The sequence below is a fragment of the Shewanella seohaensis genome, from assembly GCF_023283775.1.
GTDB lineage: Bacteria > Pseudomonadota > Gammaproteobacteria > Enterobacterales > Shewanellaceae > Shewanella > Shewanella seohaensis.
Genome location: NZ_JAKILE010000004.1, coordinates 48,063 through 65,299, shown reverse-complemented (window position 1 = coordinate 65,299; position 17,237 = coordinate 48,063). Strand labels below are relative to the sequence as shown.

At 40.0% G+C, this 17,237-nt stretch carries 15 protein-coding genes; 14 read left to right on the top strand and 1 reads right to left on the bottom strand.

Going from position 1 to position 17,237, the window contains the following annotated elements; translation table 11 throughout:
* Positions 1-68 precede the first annotated feature (68 nt).
* Positions 69-854 (top strand): MlaA family lipoprotein, encoded by a 786-nt coding sequence (locus L2713_RS05730; protein WP_248967260.1) that lies wholly within the window; start codon positions 69-71, stop codon positions 852-854.
* Positions 855-976: 122 nt separating this feature from the next.
* Positions 977-2,080: a response regulator gene (locus L2713_RS05725; protein ID WP_248967259.1), complete on the top strand. Its 1,104-nt coding sequence runs from the start codon at positions 977-979 to the stop codon at positions 2,078-2,080.
* Between the two features lie 190 nt (positions 2,081-2,270).
* On the opposite strand, the gene L2713_RS05720 is transcribed toward L2713_RS05725, so the two are convergent.
* Positions 2,271-3,740 (bottom strand): peptide MFS transporter, encoded by a 1,470-nt coding sequence (locus tag L2713_RS05720; RefSeq protein WP_220055068.1) that lies wholly within the window; start codon positions 3,738-3,740, stop codon positions 2,271-2,273.
* A 473-nt stretch (positions 3,741-4,213) separates the two neighbouring features.
* Here L2713_RS05720 and rfaH point away from each other — a divergent pair, with 473 nt between their 5' ends.
* The 12 genes from rfaH (at position 4,214) to L2713_RS05660 (ending at position 17,223) form a co-directional block, all read left to right on the top strand.
* Positions 4,214-4,714 carry a transcription/translation regulatory transformer protein RfaH gene (rfaH, locus tag L2713_RS05715; RefSeq protein ID WP_248967258.1) on the top strand — a complete coding sequence of 167 codons (501 nt, stop codon included), beginning with the start codon at positions 4,214-4,216 and terminating at the stop codon, positions 4,712-4,714.
* A 555-nt stretch (positions 4,715-5,269) separates the two neighbouring features.
* Positions 5,270-8,011: an SLBB domain-containing protein gene (locus L2713_RS05710; protein WP_248967257.1), complete on the top strand. Its 2,742-nt coding sequence runs from the start codon at positions 5,270-5,272 to the stop codon at positions 8,009-8,011.
* A gap of 136 nt (positions 8,012-8,147) precedes the next feature.
* On the top strand, positions 8,148-9,140 hold the full coding sequence (locus L2713_RS05705) for a Wzz/FepE/Etk N-terminal domain-containing protein (RefSeq protein WP_248967256.1): 993 nt from the start codon (positions 8,148-8,150) through the stop codon (positions 9,138-9,140).
* Positions 9,141-9,224: 84 nt separating this feature from the next.
* Positions 9,225-10,214: an exopolysaccharide biosynthesis polyprenyl glycosylphosphotransferase gene (locus L2713_RS05700; RefSeq protein ID WP_248967255.1), complete on the top strand. Its 990-nt coding sequence runs from the start codon at positions 9,225-9,227 to the stop codon at positions 10,212-10,214.
* A gap of 32 nt (positions 10,215-10,246) precedes the next feature.
* On the top strand, positions 10,247-11,317 hold the full coding sequence (gene rfbB, locus L2713_RS05695) for a dTDP-glucose 4,6-dehydratase (RefSeq protein ID WP_248967254.1): 1,071 nt from the start codon (positions 10,247-10,249) through the stop codon (positions 11,315-11,317).
* A gap of 58 nt (positions 11,318-11,375) precedes the next feature.
* The gene (gene rfbA / locus L2713_RS05690; RefSeq protein WP_248967253.1) at positions 11,376-12,248 is read left to right on the top strand and encodes a glucose-1-phosphate thymidylyltransferase RfbA; all 873 of its coding nucleotides are present in this window, start codon (positions 11,376-11,378) and stop codon (positions 12,246-12,248) included.
* Between the two features lie 2 nt (positions 12,249-12,250).
* Positions 12,251-12,655, top strand: a complete 405-nt coding sequence (locus tag L2713_RS05685) for a sugar 3,4-ketoisomerase (RefSeq protein ID WP_248967252.1) — start codon at positions 12,251-12,253, stop codon at positions 12,653-12,655.
* A complete protein-coding gene (locus L2713_RS05680) occupies positions 12,648-13,490 on the top strand; it encodes a 3-hydroxyacyl-CoA dehydrogenase family protein (RefSeq protein WP_248967251.1) in 843 nt (280 codons plus the stop codon). Before L2713_RS05685 ends, L2713_RS05680 begins: the two co-directional genes overlap by 8 nt.
* A gap of 19 nt (positions 13,491-13,509) precedes the next feature.
* On the top strand, positions 13,510-14,268 hold the full coding sequence (locus L2713_RS05675) for an acyltransferase (protein ID WP_248967250.1): 759 nt from the start codon (positions 13,510-13,512) through the stop codon (positions 14,266-14,268).
* A 34-nt stretch (positions 14,269-14,302) separates the two neighbouring features.
* The gene (locus L2713_RS05670; RefSeq protein ID WP_248967249.1) at positions 14,303-15,406 is read left to right on the top strand and encodes a DegT/DnrJ/EryC1/StrS family aminotransferase; all 1,104 of its coding nucleotides are present in this window, start codon (positions 14,303-14,305) and stop codon (positions 15,404-15,406) included.
* Complete coding sequence (locus L2713_RS05665) at positions 15,403-16,653, top strand: O-antigen translocase (protein WP_248967248.1); 1,251 nt, start codon at positions 15,403-15,405, stop codon at positions 16,651-16,653. Before L2713_RS05670 ends, L2713_RS05665 begins: the two co-directional genes overlap by 4 nt.
* Before the next feature lie 207 nt (positions 16,654-16,860).
* Positions 16,861-17,223 (top strand): acyltransferase, encoded by a 363-nt coding sequence (locus L2713_RS05660; RefSeq protein ID WP_248967247.1) that lies wholly within the window; start codon positions 16,861-16,863, stop codon positions 17,221-17,223.
* Positions 17,224-17,237: the final 14 nt, after the last annotated feature.

Here is a 17,237-nt window from a genome sequence, read left to right as displayed (position 1 = left end):
CGTCACTTGTCCTTGGTCACTTTAGCAAAACTCGATATCTAAGCAGTACATTTATTTAAGAGAGCAATATGAAGTTGAAATGGCTAGGGGTACTTTTAGGATTTGCATTACTGCCTAAGGTGTATGGGGCAGAGGCGACTGTACCTGAGGCTACTCCAAAGGATACGGCTTCAGCAGTAAAGATTACTTACGATGACCCGCGTGATCCCTTTGAGGGGTTTAACCGTGCAATGTGGGATTTCAACTATCTGTATTTAGACCGGTATATTTATCGTCCTGTCGCACATGGATATAACGATTATCTGCCATTGCCCGCAAAAACGGGGATAAACAACTTCGTACAGAATTTGGAAGAACCGAGTAGCCTAGTTAACAACGCCTTACAGGGTAAATGGGGCTGGGCAGCAAATGCTGGTGGCCGTTTTACGGTGAACACCACAATCGGTTTACTCGGGGTATTTGATGTGGCGGATATGATGGGGATGCCACGCAAGCAAGATGAATTTAACGAAGTGCTAGGCTACTACGGCGTGCCAAACGGACCGTACTTTATGGCTCCGTTTGCCGGCCCCTATGTGGTGCGAGAACTCGCATCGGATTGGGTTGATGGTCTATACTTTCCACTATCTGAGCTAACAGTGTGGCAATCCATTGTTAAATGGGGACTTAAGAGTCTTCATGCGAGAGCGTCGGCGATTGACCAAGAAAGGCTTGTTGATAATGCGCTCGATCCTTATACCTTTGTGAAAGATGCGTACTTACAACACATGGACTATAAAGTCTATGATGGCAATGTTCCTCAAAAACAAGAAGATGATGAGTTGCTCGATCAGTACATGCAGGAACTTGAGTAAGCTTATGCGCTGTACTTGGCTGTAAATCCTTTTTTGCAGCCAAGCCCTTGCCGTATTGAATGATTCTTCCGATGTCATGATTGAGTTATTGCTATCGCAATGAATGTTATTCGGGAATCTTTATGGCGTTAAATGATGTTTCTATTCTTTTGGTCGAAGACGACCCGGTCTTTAGGCAAATCGTCGCCACTTTTCTGATTGGGCGCGGTGCCGAAGTTGTGCAGGCCTGCGATGGTGAGCAGGGATTGTCCATTTTCAAGCAACAACGTTTCGATATCATTCTTGCCGATCTTAGCATGCCTAAACTCGGTGGGCTCGATATGCTCAAGGAAATGAGTAAATTAGAGCCGCTGGTGCCATCAATTGTGGTCTCTGGCAATAACGTAATGGCGGATGTCGTTGAAGCCCTGCGTGTTGGTGCCTGTGATTATCTCGTAAAACCCGTCCCCGATTTATTTATCATCGAACAAGCGATAAAGCAGGGGTTGCAACGACACCATTCCGATGATGTGACTCAAGCCGAGTTTGATGCTTTATCTAATCAAGAGCTCAAGGATAACTTGGTTCTGTTAGAACAAAGTGTCGAGGCTGCTAAGCAAGTTCAGCAGCAGCTGTTTCCTGCCTCTAACATCAGCTATCCCACGGCCAAAGTGGATTACAGTCTATTTAAGAGTAGCGATATCAGCAGTTACTTTATTGATTCCACTATGGTGGGTAGTGACTACCTCATCATGTATATGGCCCATCTCTATCCCGAAGACAATAGAGCGGCTTTTGCCTGTGTATTGCTGCGCAGTTTTGTTAACCAAAAGCTCAAAAGTTATCGTAGTGGCCAAAGCAAGACGATCATCGAGCCCTTTAATATGTTGAGTTATTTGAACGAGCGTTTAGTTAAATCTGGCCTCGATATTACAGTCGATATTATTTATGTCGCTATCGAATTAACTCGGTATCGCGCCGCGATTGCGCAAGCTGGTAAGGGGCTGAGGTGCTACTTGCGTAATGATGAAGGTTTGAGTCCATTAGCGCTTTCTGAGAGCTTGCAATTGGGGATGTTAGACTGGGGGAAACCGAGCATTCAGTTTCGCACTATATTGCCGCAGGAGCAGCTTTGTATTGCGACCAGTGAGCCCGAACACAAGCAGCAACTCTTAGAAAACCAATTTAAAGGCCTTGTTTATGATTCACAGTTACCCGCGGGTGGCTTTATGCAATTAAGCCTATAACGGTGGCCAAATTCACTATGCCACTACAGTGACTTTGTGCGTATCGATGATAACGAATATGAAGGTTGGCGATATCTACTGTTACTCTGACATGTAATCATAAATTAGCTCGACGCTTATGTTCATTATCTAAGCTACAAATAAAAAACGCTGCCATGGCAGCGTTTTTATTGATTGAACCTAACGCAGATTAACGTTTAATCGCTTCATGCTCACCGGTAACGGCAATTTCATCTTCTAACGCTTCGGCTTCGTTGTGATGCTTGCTTTCTGCGCCATGCATCCAATCCACAAGTTTGTCGGCCATGAAGTATAAGATCACACCAGAAAGCGCAGCAGTAATCGCAATACCCGAGAAAATGGCCATTGCATTGGCAAGCTGTTCTTCTTTTTCACCGCCGTGGCCGATGAATGAGCCCACTACGCCACCAATCTTGTTAGCTGCAGCAACGAACAGGAACCAAGCACCCATCATTAATGAAGCAATACGTAATGGGGCTAGCTTAGTCACCATAGATAAACCAATCGGTGATAAGCAAAGTTCACCCATGGTGTGGAAGAAATAAGCACCGACTAACCACCACATGCTCGATTTCGCTGAAGCATCGCCACCCATCTCAACAACGGCACCGATCATGAATAAGAAGCCAACGGCTAATAGCACTAAGCCTAAAGCAAACTTAACAGGCGAGTTTGGTTCATTCTTACCTAAGCGTACCCAAATCGAGGCTACAACAGGTGCAAAAATCACGATAAACATCGCGTTCAAGGATTGGAACCAAGTGGTAGGAACTTCCCAAGTACCGATCATACGGTCGGTAAAGTCATTCGTGAACAGGTTCATCAAGCCGCCAGCTTGTTCAAACCCCGCCCAGAAGATGATGGTAAATAAGCCCATCACCATGATGACTTTAATACGGTCACGCTCAACTTTGGTGAGTGGCTCTTTGCGAACTTCGCCTTTTTCTGCCGCTTTTTGCTTTTCAAGCTTAGCAGCTGGGGTTCTACCGATATCACCAAGTAGCTTTTGCGCAAACAGAAGTTGGATGATTAATGACAGGATCATACCAATACCGGCACAGATAAAGCCGGCTTGGAAGTTGCCATCATAAGCCGCCACCACAGAACCTACGATAATGCCCGATAGGAAAGCACCGACGTTGATCCCCATATAGAAAATGGTGAATGCACCGTCACGGCGATGATCACCTTCTTCGTACAGATCGCCTACCATGGTAGAGATATTCGGCTTGAACAGGCCGTTACCTAAGATCAAGGTACCTAAGCCGACATAGAAAACTTCGGTTTCCATACCAGGTACCCAAGCGTGCGGCGTACCGAGAATAAATTGACCTGCGGCCATTAAAGTACCGCCAATCATAATCGCGCGGCGTTGGCCTAAAAAGGTGTCTGCTAACCAGCCACCGAGTAGCGGCGTTAAGTAAACAAGACCCGTGAATGTTCCGTAGAGTGAAATGGCGTCGGCTTGAGTCCAACCTAAACCGTGCCCCCCTTCGCTCTGAACCTTATCAACTAAATACAGCACCAAAATGGCGCGCATTGCGTAATAACTAAAACGTTCCCAAAGTTCTGTTGTAAATAGTAGGAATAGGCCCTTGGGATGACCAAGCATCGTCCCTTGTGGTTTTGCTACGCTCATGAAGTTTCCACCTTAAGCTCGTGATTGCCTGTGGCGCCCCTGAAACAGGATGATGTCACCACAGAAAAATGGTTGTTGCTCTTCTCATTTATCCACTGTGAATTCGTTGGTTTACTCAAGCTTTAAAGCAAGAGTAACTTGTTGAATTGCCGCGGCTTACGTATGAGTTATTGTTACGTTTTTATAATAAAAGTTATATTTTACGCGCGAAATTAAATAATTTCGCTAAAATCCCACCTTATATACCCTTTAAAAGTAACTAAAGTCAATTTTGGCTTGCTAACTGGTGAGATTATCTGCAACTTAGCGCAAACACCGATTAATGCTGATTTTACTAATATATGCAGCCACTGTTCAGATACCGAGCGGCAATCCCTTTGTGCCAAAAAACTGCTTCCATCCCTATTCACAACTTTGCTATGATTGCGAGCCGTGAATGGATGTCACTTAACATAGGGTAGTGAGATTAGTAAATGAAGGCATGGTACCTTTTGTACTGTAAACCTCGTAGTGAAGCGAGGGCTCAACAGAACTTAGCGCTTCAAAATTTAGAGACATACTTACCGATGGTTTCTGAAGAAAAATCTCAACGCGGGCAGAAGCGGATCTGTCGTGTACCTCTATTCCCAAATTATCTGTTCATCAATTTCGACCCAAGCCAAACCAGTGTTAAGCAGGTCAACTCTACTCGTGGAGTGAGCCGTATCGTCAACTGCCAAGAAAAAATGACACCTATTGACGATCGTATTATTCACGCCATTCGCATGAAAGAATTAACGCCTTCCCAAGCGGTTTTAGACCATGAATTAGAACTAAAAACCGGGGAAAAAATTCGCTTTAAAGACGGCCCTTTTGTGGATTTAGAAGGCATTTTTCAAGAGAAATGCCCGAACAAGCGCTGTCATGTGTTGTTTAATATTATGGGGCAGAGCAAAGTTGTAGTTGTTCCAGAAAATTCGGTCACGAGGTTATAACTCGATAAACATGGTAACTAGCGTGTGTTGCGAATTACTTCAGTGAATATCTATGTCATCGATGCTTAAACCATTTAGAGTATTTCGTTGTAGATAGTTTCGGTTTGTTGTTTCAATAGCATCGGGTTCTGAACATCAAACATAAAAAAGAAGTAGCATTTTGTACAACACTTAGCGTGTTGGATAGTACACTCTTACTTGTTTAAGCTTTTTTGAGTAAAAGCTCATGAGTAAGTGTATGGTTAGAATGTGATCTATTTTGTGAATTCTAATCATTACAGATTTTAAATTAACTTATCTAATTGATAATTATGAAGTTCGCATTGCGAAGGGGATTTTGGAAACCGTGATCCATGGGCGGTAGCGTGCCTAAATGTTACCATTTTTCTTAAATGGACGCTGCAATCATCATCTCCCCTTGTTCCCTTTGTCCAAAGAATCGTGGTGATTGCTATAGCATTCTCCTCAACAATAAATGTTTAGTTTACGCTCAGTTACTCATTCTGTGTATTTTGAGTGTAGTGGTGGTTTGTATTTACCTATCGGAGATATCTGGTGTTACAACAAGTCAAAAAATTCATCCTAATGGGTTTAAGTGCCTCTATATTGATGTGCTCTCAAGCGCAAGCGCTTACACCCTCTCCGCAAATGATTGAACAATTCAAACAATTACCCAAAGCAGAACAACAGCGCTTAGCAAGACAATACGGAATTGATCCCAGTATTATTTCTGGTAGTCAAACGCAGCCACAGATAGCTAATCCGCAGGTTGTTTCCGAGCGTCAAGTTCAGCCTGAGCGTACTAACGCAACAAATGATAAGAAAGAGAAAGCTGAATTAGATTTTTCTGTGGACTCTTCTAACCTCAAACTTCGTCGTTTTGGTTATGAAATGTTTGCGGGTGAGCCAAGCACTTTTGCGCCAGTATCCGATGTGCCAGTACCCAGCGAATATCTTGTTGGGCCTGGCGATAACATCAAAGTGCAGCTTTATGGAAAAGAGAATAAAGAATACGACTTAGTGATAAATCGCGAAGGAGTGATTCAATTCCCTGAGTTAGGCCCTATCCCTGTAAATGGTTTAACGTTTTCCGAATTGAGAGAAACTCTGGCGCAACGTATTCAGCAACAGATGATAGGTATTGAATCCAATATCACCATGGGTGAATTACGCTCAATTCGTATCTTTGTGGCAGGTGATGCTTACAAACCTGGTTCATATACAGTTTCTAGCTTATCGACTATTACACAAGCGCTGTTCGTTGCTGGTGGTGTTAACGAAATTGGCTCGTTACGTAATATTCAATTAAAACGAAATGGTAAGCTCGTTGGAACCCTAGACTTATATGACTTACTGCTAAAGGGTGATGCATCAGGCGACCTTCGCTTACATTCTGGTGATGTAGTGTTTATTCCGTCTATTGGTGGCCTAGTAAGTGTCTCTGGTGAAGTAAGACGTCCCGCTATTTATGAGTTAAAAAACAATGAAACCATGGCTGATGTTATTACAATGGCCGCTGGTTTAAATCCTGGGGCATACCCTAAAAGCAGCTCTATTGAGCGTTACAACAGCAAATCGTTAAAAACTGTTGTCAACGTCGACCTCACCAGTGATCAGGGGAAAATGACTCTAGCCAAAGCGGGTGATGTGATTCGTGTTAAAAACGCCTCAGAACAATTTGAAAGTGCTGTGACCGTTGTGGGGGCAGTTGTTCGTCCTGGTAAATACCAATGGTTCGCAGGACAAAAAATTAGCGATATCTTTCCTTCTATTTGGGGAGATTTAGCCATCTCTGCTGATTTAGATTATGCCTTGGTCGTTCGTGAAGTTAACGAATATGGGGATATTGAAGTCCATCAGTTTTCACCTGGAAAAGCGATTAGTAATAATAATAGTGACCAAGATATTGAGTTAAAAGCTCGTGATAAAGTAATTGTTTTTAACTTTTCTGACGATGTGCAAAACCGTTTTGAGCTTAACAAGTTAGTTAAACAACGTGTTGAGAAGGTTACTTCTTTAAACACTAATACCTTGATCAGTTCAGATTTATTCAAAGCAGGCTTTGTTCAGCTTGATAAGAGCAGAATAACTCAGCGCACGCAGTTGGCTGGTGTAGTTGTAACAGACAAAACAGACTCAGAAGATGTGGCCGTGGTCAAAGGCGTAGTCAACAAAATGTTGGCTAACTTATTTGATGACACTGAGTTACTCAAACTCAGTAATCAAATGGCACGTCAAGAATTACTCTATCCTGTTATGGTCAAGCTTAATAATCAGGGCAGAGCAGGTGCTGGTATTCAGGTTGTTGGGATTGATGGTCAGGTACGTTTACCTGGGTTGTATCCACTAACAGCGGGAGCAAAAGTGAATGATTTGGTTGTTGCAGCTGGTGGCCTAAAAGAAGGCGCCTACACAGCCAGAGCTGAATTAACCTCAACGGTAGTTGATAATTCAGGCTCAAAGACTGAGCATAAGAATATTGACTTAGCGTTAGCGCTGCAAAATAACTCAAGTGCAAATTTGTTGTTATCTGGCAGAGATATTCTCACTGTAATGACCACGCCTGACTGGCAAGAAACCAAAGTGGTTGAAGTAAGAGGTGAGGTGAAATTCCCTGGTCGTTACAATATTCGTCGTGGTGAAACCTTAAGCGATTTAATCACTCGTGTAGGTGGTTTTACTGAATATGCTGCATTACCTTCGGCAGTATTTGTGCGTGAGTCTGTGCGTCAGCAAGAACAGATTGAAATCAAAAAGCTGGCTGACCAGCTCCGTCGTGATATTGCTACCCGCGGGATTTCAAAAGATGGCACAGTAGTTAATTATGCCGATGCACAGTTAATGTTAACCGACCTTGAAAACATTAAAGCGGTTGGTCGTTTAGTCGTGGATTTACCAGCAATTTCACTCGGTATTACTCAGGCTGATTTGCAGTTAGAAGATGCTGACATTTTATATGTCCCTTCAACTAAACAAACGATCTCTGTGATGGGCGAAGTCCAACATCCTGCTACCCATAGATTTAAAGAAGGTTTAACAATCGACCAGTATCTAGCAATGTCAGGTGGTGCGAGAGAACGTGCTGATGAGGGAAGAACCTATGTTATTCAGGCTAATGGTTCAGTTCTAATGCCTTCGCGTTCAAGCTGGTTTAGCGGTGGTGAGCAATTGCAACCTGGTGATACTGTGATTGTTCCATTAGATACTGAATATAAAGATAACCTGACACTCTGGTCGCAAGTAACAGGCATAATTTATAATACTGCCGTAGCAATTTCTGCTATCTCAGGTCTATAGAAACTAGGAAATTGATGAGAACATCAGTGCCATTTGTGATTCTACAAGTCACTATGCTGATGTTCTTAGTTAGCGTTTATTAATTTTATCTAGCACTATTCTAACTAAAGAATTAACTCTGCGAGAATAAGTTTCAATGTCGAGCGAAACAAACACATATTTACAAGATTCAAGGTTAAGACCTGATTCGTGCGATGATGCACTTTTTAAAAATGTTCATCATTCTACAGACGATGAGATCGATATACGTGAACTACTATCCGCTTTATGGAAAGGAAAGTGGCTAATTATTACCGTTACAATGCTGTTTGCAATCGGTTCTGGAGTATTTGCTTTTAGCCAACCGAATATCTATAGAGCAGAGGCTCTATTGGCTCCCGCATCTGAAGAGCAAGGTGGAAGCCTTAGTGCTTTAGCGTCACAGTTTGGTGGTTTAGCTAGTCTAGCAGGAGTAAATTTAGGAAGTAAAAAGGGTACTGACAAGACCGAGCTTGCTATTGAAGTCCTAAAATCCCGTAGTTTCGCCAGTGAATTCATTCAGAAGCATAATATTCTTCCTGATTTGATGGCCGCAAAAAAGTGGAACCGTGATACGGATACATTAATATACGATGAGGATGATTATTTAGCTGATACTAAAACTTGGATCAGAGATGTAAAAGCACCATTTAAATCTGAGCCATCGATGCAGGAAGCATATAAAGAGTTTAGCAAAGTGTTCGGCGTTAATTCAGCTAAAGACACCGGTATGGTTAAGGTTTCAATTGAACATATATCACCTAATATTGCTAAGCAATGGGTAACCTGGTTAGTGCAAGATATTAATAAGGTGATGAAGGAACGTGATGTTACTGAAGCACAACGTAGTACAGCATTTTTAAATAAGCAAATAGCATTAACAAATGTTGCTGATATTAAAACCGTTCTTTACAAGTTAATTGAAGAGCAAGCAAAGACAATAATGTTTGCTGAAGTGCGGGACGAATATGTATTTAAAACTATTGACCCTGCAATTGCCCCTGAAGAAAAAGCGAAGCCTAAACGTGTACTTATTTGCATTTTAGGACTTATTTTGGGGGGGATGTTGGGTGTTGTTCTAGTTTTAATTAGATATTTTTCTAAAAAGTAAAGTTGGTTGGCCGAAATATGTTTAATATTGTGCAAGCCATGAATGGTTTCTTACTCATCTTTAATCCTATTAGGACATATTCATATGAGTTTACGAGTTAATAACGCGATGGAGTCTGATAGTTTTCTACCAGTTAAAACCGTTACTAAACGTTTTAAATCCAAAAATCAGGTTCTAAGCCAGAAGCTTATTTATGTATATTGTCCTGAAGACAGAGAGCAGGAGATTGGTTTAATCGTAGATGACTACAGTTTTGATATGGTTGTCAATGATTACAGCATCACTGATTTGAGTTGTAAGGTTATTTGTCATTTTGAAAGCGCGCGTTTGACTAAAGAGCAGAGACAGTTTCTTGTTAAAGCGACAGAACTTGGTGCTTGGGTAGAGCCTTTAGTTAGCTATCTTGATGAAAGACTTGGTTATACTGAGGTTCGATTACTACATAGTGGCTATTTTCTACATCAAAAAGCTTTTTCAATTTTATCTACAAAACGTACTCAATTAGCTAAAAGAGTTGTTGATTTATTTGCGGCGTTTCTGCTTTGTACTGTTGCAATTCCTGTTGGATTACTCACTGCATTGGCTATAAAGTTAGAAAGCCCAGGGCCAGTATTTTATAAACAGCGCCGTACAGGACAATATAATGACGAATTTGAAGTGATTAAATTTCGTTCTATGCGTAATGATGCTGAAAAGTCTGGTGCGCAATGGGCTACTCAAAATGATGCTCGTGTTACAAAAGTAGGTAACTTTATTCGTAAGACCCGGATCGATGAATTACCGCAGATCATCAATATTCTAAAAGGTGAAATGTCAATTGTTGGTCCAAGACCAGAGCGTGAAGTCTTTATTGAAGAATTAGAGCAAGAAATTCCTTATTATCGTTTTCGCCATGCTGTCAAACCAGGTGTAACAGGCTTGGCTCAAGTAAGTTATCCATATGGAGCGTCTGTAGAAGATGCAATTTGGAAACATAAATACGATATTTATTATATTAAACATCATAGTTCTCTTTTAGATATAAAAATTTTATTTAAAACAGTCAAAGTAGTGTTATTTGGAATGGGCAGGTAACTGCCTTTTTATTAAATTTTAGGTCAGACTTAATGAAGATTTTAGTAACTGGCGGTGCAGGGTTCATTGGTTCTGCAGTTGTACGCCACATTATAGAAAACACTGAAGATAGCGTTGTCAATGTTGATAAGCTAACCTATGCAGGAAACTTAGAGTCTTTGGCTCATGTTGCTGGTTGTTCACGCTATGCATTTGAAAAAGTTGACATTTGTGACCGTGCTGAACTAGATAGAGTTTTTGCAATGCACAAACCAGATGCAGTGATGCATCTTGCTGCAGAATCTCATGTTGACCGTTCTATAACAGGCCCAAGTGACTTCATTCAGACTAATATTGTCGGTACCTATACTTTACTAGAATCTGCTAGAGAATATTGGATGAAACTTGAAAGTCATAAAAAGCAGGCTTTTCGGTTCCATCATATTTCTACTGATGAAGTCTATGGTGATTTGCTGCACCCTGACGAAGTGTCACCGGATGTGACCTTGCCTCTTTTCACTGAATCAACACCCTATGCTCCAAGCAGCCCATATTCAGCCTCTAAAGCTTCAAGCGATCATCTTGTACGTGCTTGGTTACGCACCTATGGTTTACCGACAATAGTGACGAATTGTTCCAATAACTATGGACCTTATCATTTTCCTGAGAAATTAATCCCACTGGTGATCTTAAATGCACTTGAGGGTAAACCTTTACCAATTTACGGCAAAGGTGACCAGATCCGCGATTGGCTATATGTCGAAGACCATGCTCGCGCACTATATAAAGTGGTTACAGAAGGTCAAATTGGTGAAACCTACAATATCGGTGGGCATAACGAGAAGCAAAATTTAGAAGTTGTGCAGACCATTTGCACTATTCTTGATGCTCTCGTCCCCAAAGCAAGTTCATATGCTGAGCAAATCACCTATGTGACTGACCGACCTGGTCATGACCGTCGCTATGCGATTGACGCAACTAAAATGAGCCGTGAGTTGAATTGGCACCCTCAAGAAACCTTTGAAACAGGTCTTCAAAAAACTATTGAGTGGTATTTAGCTAATCAAGAATGGTGTCAACACGTTCAAGACGGTACGTATCAACGCGAGCGTTTAGGTATTTAATCTTTTTTATTTGCCCTAGATTTTATCTAGGGCTTATTTTTCTAGGAACTGATTTACTATGAAAGGAATTATTCTCGCTGGTGGGTCTGGCACTCGTCTCTACCCTATCACCAAGGGCGTATCTAAGCAGCTTTTACCTGTTTACGATAAACCCATGATTTATTACCCCATTTCAGTATTAATGCTAGCCGGTATTAAAGATATTTTAATTATTACTACTCCAGAAGATCAATCGTCATTCCAACGTCTTCTTGGGGATGGTTCTGAATTTGGTATTAATCTACACTACGCTATTCAAAGTAGCCCTGATGGGCTTGCACAAGCATTCATAATTGGTGAAGAGTTTATTGGTGATGACAGTGTATGTTTAGCGCTTGGAGATAATATTTTCTGGGGGCAAGGTTTTTCGCCGATACTTAAAAAAGCAGCTTTGAGACCTACTGGTGCAACAGTGTTTGGTTACCAAGTTAAAGACCCTGAGCGTTTTGGTGTTGTTGACTTTGACGATGATATGAAAGCTATATCAATCGAAGAGAAACCCACTAGACCTAAATCTAACTTTGCAGTTACAGGGCTATATTTTTATGACAATCGAGTAGTTGATATTGCTAAAAATGTTAAGCCTTCTGAACGCGGAGAATTAGAAATTACTAGTGTAAACCAAGCTTATTTAGAACTTGGCGAATTAAACGTTGAGTTACTTGGTCGAGGTTTTGCGTGGTTAGACACCGGAACTTATGAAAGTTTACTTGAAGCAGCTTCCTTTGTTGAAACTATAGAAAAACGTCAAGGCTATAAAATCGCATGCTTAGAGGAAATTGCATGGCGAAATAAATGGTTAACTAACGAACAGGTTACGGATGCCGCAAAGAAAATGGCAAAAAATAGCTATGGTGAATATTTGAATACATTACTCCAAAATGAGAGTTAGTCATGGGATTGGTAAAAATAGTTAACTTTAATGGCCTCGGGGATAATAGAGGACAGTTGGTTTCCTTTGAGGGAAATAAAAATATCCCCTTTGAAATTAAAAGAGTTTACTGCATCTATGCGACAAAAGGTGATGTGGTTCGTGGTTTGCACGCCCATAAAACGCTAAAACAAGTTGCAATCGCTTTGAGTGGTAGTTGTCGATTCGTTCTGGATAATGGAGTGACTCGTGAGGAAATGCTTCTAAATTCACCTACAGAAGGATTATTAATTGACTCATGTTTATGGCGTGAGATGCACGATTTTTCAGAAGATTGTGTATTAATGGTTTTAGCTAGTGACCACTACGATGAGAACGATTACATAAGAGATTATCAAAAATTTTTAAAAGAGAAAAATAATGTTTAATAATATTTTAATTATTGGTTCAGGTATCATGGGGCAAGGTGTGGCAACTTTGCTATTATCCAAAAAACTGAATGTGACACAAGTTGTTCGCACCCCTGATGCTGCTAAAACAACTCATGATAATATAATTAAAGCATTAACAAAGCTTGTTAGACGTACCAAGGTTGAGATTGACTTAGATGAAGTTTTGTCGAGATTTAACGTTGTTACTGAATTAAATTTAAATTCTAAATTTGACTTGGTTTTTGAGGCAATTGTAGAGAATTTAGACTCCAAAAAATCTATAATCAAAAAGTATGATAGCTATATAACTTCGGATACTATTTGGGCAACAAATACATCTAGCCTTTCAATTACGGACATGGCAGCAATTTACTCCTATCCAGAAAAATTGCTTGGCTTACATTTTTTCAATCCCGTAGCAAATATGGAACTGGTTGAAGTTATTCCCTCAATTCTCACGTCAGAAGATACTGTAAATCGTTGTTGGGACTTCTGTATCCACTTAGGCAAATCTCCAGTTAGGGTCGAGGATAGTCCTGGGTTTATTGTTAATAGGCTTTTAATACCCATGATAAATGAGGCTGTAGGCATTTTAGAAAGTAGAGTTGCCACAGTCGAGGAAATTGATTCAGCAATGAAGCTTGGTGCTCATCATCCCCTCGGACCTTTAGCTCTTGCTGATTTAATAGGTAATGATGTCTGCTTATCCATTATGAATGCTTTATATTCTTCAACATGTGATTCGAAATATCGTCCTTCTTATCTTTTACAGAAAATGGTAAGTGCTAAGAAATTAGGTAGAAAGTCTGGTCAAGGTTTTTATACTTATTAATACATGAAGGAGATATATTATGACTTCTAAAATACATCCGTCCGCCATCGTAAGTAGCAAGGCAATTATTGGAAATAATGTTGCAGTTGGCCCTTATTCTATTATTCATGATAATGTAGTTATCGGAGATAACTCTACGATAGAGGCATTCTGCGAACTTGGTGTAAAAAATAAGTTTTGTGATGATACGCCGTTAGTTATAGGTGAAAACTCTCATATAAGAAGTCATAGTGTGTTTTATGCATCCTCTAATTTTGGTAATAACCTAATTACTGGTCATAGAGTAACGGTTAGAGAAAAAACTAACGCCGGTGTGCATTTTCAGATTGGAACACTTGGTGATATACAGGGACATTGTGAGATAGGTGATTATGTAAAATGTCATAGCAATGTACATATTGGTAATAAGTCTAAAATTGGTAATTATGTTTGGATTTTCCCATATGTTGTACTAACTAATGACCCACATCCTCCAAGTGAAGTTCTTATCGGTTGTGAGGTAAGTGATTTTGCTGTAATTGCTACTATGTCGGTTATTCTACCTGGTGTCAAAATTGCGTCTGATACATTAATTGGTGCTGGTAGTATAGTCGGTAAAAACGTTGATGAGGGGTGGGTTGTCGCTGGCAATCCTGCAAAGCCTATCTGTCCTATTAGTAAGATTAATTTGAAAGATGGTAGTGGTCGTAAAGCTTACCCATGGAGAAGTCATTTCCATCGCGGTTATCCTCAGCATGAAGTTGAAAAGTGGCTGAGTGAATTCAACTTAGAAAATTAAACTAAGTATTTTTATTCACTAGAAGAGAATTATTGTGATAAATTTTTTAGATCTAAAAGAAATTAATAAACAATATCAAACTGAGTTAAAGGATGCTTGTGCGAAAGTAATTGACTCAGGTTGGTATATTATGGGCAACGAACTTGCTCAATTTGAACTTGAGTTTTCTGCTTACTGTAATACTAAATTTGCTATTGGTGTTGCCAATGGATTAGATGCATTAATTTTGACTATTAGAGCTTGGAAGGAGTTAGGTAAACTTAAAGCTGGCGATGAAGTTATTGTCCAAGCTAACACTTATATCGCTTCAGTTCTGGCTATTACTGAAAATGATTTAGTCCCTGTGCTAGTAGAGCCAAATTCTGAAACATATAATCTGGATCCGCAAACTGTTCGTGAAGCCATTACTGAAAAAACCAAACTGATTTTACCTGTACATTTATATGGTCAACTCTCACCAATGCCAGAAATTATGGCTATCGCAGAAGAGTATGATTTATTAGTTTTGGAGGATTGCGCACAGTCTCACGGCGCTGAAATACAAGGTAAGCGAGCCGGAAACTGGGGTGATGCTGCAGGTTTTAGTTTTTACCCTGGGAAAAACTTAGGCGCTCTAGGTGACGCTGGTGCTATTACAACTAATGATCCGGAGTTAGCCGAAACTTTAAAGGCGCTTCGAAATTATGGCTCTCATAAAAAATATGAAAACCTATACCAAGGTGTCAATAGTCGACTAGACGAAATACAAGCTGCAATGTTGCGCGTAAAATTGCGTCACTTAGAGGCCGAAACTGAACGTCGTCAGTTAATAGCGCAAACATACCGCGCTGGTATAACAAATCCACTGGTTACACTTCCGCATGTCACTGCTGAACTTGCTCACGTATGGCATTTATTTGTTTTACGCTGCGAAAAAAGGGAAGCTTTACAGCAATATCTCGCGAGTAAAAACATACAAACATTGATTCATTATCCAATTCCCCCACACAAGCAACAGGCGTATGGTGAGCTCAACTCACTGCAATTGCCTATTACTGAGCAGATCCATCAACAAGTGTTGTCAATTCCGCTAGACCCTACAATGAGTGATGAAGATATCGAAGAGGTGATCGGAGCAATAAACGGATTTAGTGCATGAAACGTTTGTTAAAAGTCACTGCTTTGACAGGTTTACTGACCCTACTGAAAATGGCGATGGGTTTTGTTATTGCTAAAGTAGTGGCAATTTACACCGGACCAACGGGCTTGGCTATGCTTGGTCAAGTGCAAAGTATGGTTAGCAGTTTAAACGGCGTTATTAATGCTCCAGCAGGAAATGGAGTTGTTCGTTTTACTGCTGAGCACCAGGAGCAAGGTTTCGAAGCCTGTGCTCCTTGGTGGAGGGCTTCTTTGCAATGGGTGGTTATTATCTCAGCCATTGCTATTCCTATTGGCTTACTATTATCGAACCAGATAGCGCAATGGCTATTCCAAGATACTCAACTTGCTTGGGTGGTTATTGCAACTGTTTCTGTGCTTCCTCTATCTGCGATTGGTACTTTATGTAATTCTGTTATTAATGGACAACAGCTATATCGACGCTACGTTGGTCTTGGCATGATTTCTGTGCTGATATCCAGTGGTGTAATGCTAGCTATGATAGCGTTTTATAATATAAAAGGTGCACTTTTTGCTGCAGCGATTCAATCTGCATTAATTGGCCTGTTAATGTTAATCGCAAACTTAAGACAACCATGGTTTAAGTTATGCTATTGGTGGGGATCAACTGATAGAGCAGCACGCAAAGCTATTGCGGGTTACATGTTAATGGCTATTACTAGCGCTTTAACGCTGCCAGTCGCACTGATTTTGATTCGGAATATATTAATTAGCCAAGTGGGTTGGGATGCAACTGGTCAATGGCAAGCCGTATGGAAAATATCAGAAGTTTATTTAAGTGTTATCACAATTGCATTGAGTACATATTACTTACCAAAATTATCATCACTACATGGTGTCGATAATGTTATTAACGAAATCAACAAAACCGTTAAGGTTATTTTACCTCTCGTTGCTTTAACAGCTCTTATAGTTTACTTATTGCGTGATATTGCAATTTCAATACTTTTCACAGAGGCATTTAGGCATGCTCGTGATTTGTTTGCCGTACAATTAGTTGGCGACGTTATAAAGATAGTTGCTTGGTTGTATGCATATCCTATGATTTCTCGTGGTGCGACTAAGTTGTTTATTGCTTCAGAAATTTTTTTTGCAATATCATTTTTAGTCCTTACGTACCTATTAGTTTCAAGTTATGGCTTAAGAGGCGTTACTATGGCTTACGCGATAAACTATTTATTCTATTTCTTTTTTGTATTTTTCAATAGAAGAGTCATCGCGTCTTAATATAAGATTTAGGTATTTAGAGAGGTAGCATTGTTTCGGTTCATTAAGTTATTTTCTGTTATATTTAATTATTCATATTTGTTTGTTATAAGCAAATTGACAAACTCAGCTGTGACTTTTCGTTTTCCAAAGATTGAATCTGGATTGAATCTTTTTCTTGAAGGAAATTCAAAGTTAGTTTTGAATAATATTTCATCTAGGAAAAATTTGAGCATTGTTATTTGCAATGGTGAAGTAATCATTGGAGAGAATTGTTTTTTTAATAATGATTGTTCTATTAATTGTCTCGATAAAATAACTATTGGGAATGACACTATTTTTGGTGAGAGTGTTAAAATTTACGATCATGACCACTTGGTTGATGATGATTACTTTGTTTATAAAAATAAGTTCATAACTGCACCAGTATCAATAGGAAAAAATTGTTGGATAGGTTCTAATGTTACCATCTTGAAAGGTGTGCAGATTTCTGACAGAGTCATCATTGGTGCGAACGCTGTTGTCCATAAATCAATTATGGAATCTGGTGTCTATGTTAATAAAAATGGACAGCTTACAAAAGTTAAATGATTAATTTCGATTAG